1 rRNA gene is annotated in these 349 nt (G+C 51.6%); it reads left to right on the plus strand.

Annotation, left to right across the window (positions count from 1 at the left end):
• Positions 1–349, plus strand: a 16S ribosomal RNA gene (locus tag J3998_RS13150); the annotation flags it as partial.

Genomic DNA, 349 nt, shown 5'->3' on the forward strand with positions numbered 1-349 from the left:
GAAGCACCGGCTAACTCTGTGCCAGCAGCCGCGGTAATACAGAGGGTGCAAGCGTTATTCGGAATTACTGGGCGTAAAGCGCGCGTAGGCGGATTATTAAGTCAGTTGTGAAAGCCCTGGGCTCAACCTGGGAACTGCATCTGATACTGGTAGTCTAGAGTTTAGTAGAGGGAAGGGGAATTCCAGGTGTAGCTGTGAAATGCGTAGATATCTGGAGGAACATCAGTGGCGAAGGCGCCTTCCTGGACTAAAACTGACGCTGAGGTGCGAAAGCGTGGGTAGCAAACGGGATTAGATACCCCGGTAGTCCACGCCGTAAACGATGTCAACTAGCTGTTGGCCTTATTAA

The organism is Thiomicrorhabdus marina (assembly GCF_017571465.1).
GTDB classification, from domain to species: Bacteria; Pseudomonadota; Gammaproteobacteria; order Thiomicrospirales; family Thiomicrospiraceae; genus Thiomicrorhabdus; species Thiomicrorhabdus marina.